Raw genomic sequence first — 798 nt, 5'->3', positions numbered from 1 at the left:
TGGTGATGAAAAACGATGCCAATGTTAGAAGTTAACGGAGTTAGTTTATACTATAACGTTAGAGGGGAAGGAATCCCAATAGTGTTTATTCATCCTCCTTTACTCACCTTGGATACTTTCCACTATCAATCAATAGAGTTATCTCATATGTTCAAAATCATCACATTTGATATTAGAGGTCATGGAAGAAGTCTGTATTCACAAGCACCGATTACCTACTCGCTTATTGTTAAGGATATTAAAGTTCTTCTCGATCATCTAAAAATTGAAAAAGCCTTTTTGTGTGGTTACTCTACAGGAGGGTCTATCGTATTAGAGTTTTTGCTAACTTCTGCTAATAGAGCATTAGGTGGAATTGTCATCAGTGGAATGTCAGAAGTTAGTGACAAGCAATTAAGAAATAAGATTTTTTTAGGATTAGGACTTTCAAAGGCTGGAGCTATACCTATTTTGGCGTTTTCGGTCTCCTGGAGCAATTCTGATTCAACAAAATTTTTTAAAAAACTATTTACAACTGCTAAAGAGGGTAATGCTCGCAATATTGAGCAATACTACCGTTTTAGCTTAAATTATAATTGCACTAATCAACTTATAAACATCCATCATCCCGTCTTATTAGTCTATGGTAGAAAGGATAAAGCCTTTCATCGTTATGCAAATATACTACATGAAAAATTACCCTTTAATGAACTAATTTTTATTGAAAAAGTCAATCACCGAATTCCCTCCAAGACAAAGAAGGAATTAAATCAAAAGATTAGTCATTTTATCAATTCTCAACATTCATAATTGGCATCT

Annotated in this window: 1 protein-coding gene; it reads left to right on the top strand. The window is 33.3% G+C overall.

What is annotated here, in order from left to right; translation table 11 throughout:
• The first annotated feature begins 15 nt into the window (after window positions 1–15).
• Window positions 16–789, top strand: a complete 774-nt coding sequence (locus JN080_RS28860; RefSeq protein ID WP_256239361.1) for an alpha/beta fold hydrolase — start codon at window positions 16–18, stop codon at window positions 787–789.
• Window positions 790–798 lie beyond the last annotated feature (9 nt).

It is taken from the genome of Bacillus sp. EB600 (genome assembly GCF_024494385.1).
GTDB lineage: Bacteria > Bacillota > Bacilli > Bacillales > Cytobacillaceae > JAEVLT01.
This window is presented reverse-complemented; position numbering and strand designations above follow the sequence as displayed.

Coding starts and splice junctions, on each gene's coding strand:
- JN080_RS28860 (WP_256239361.1), top strand. CDS start 16: ATGCCAATGTTAGAAGTTAACGGAGTTAGTTTATACTATAACGTTAGA.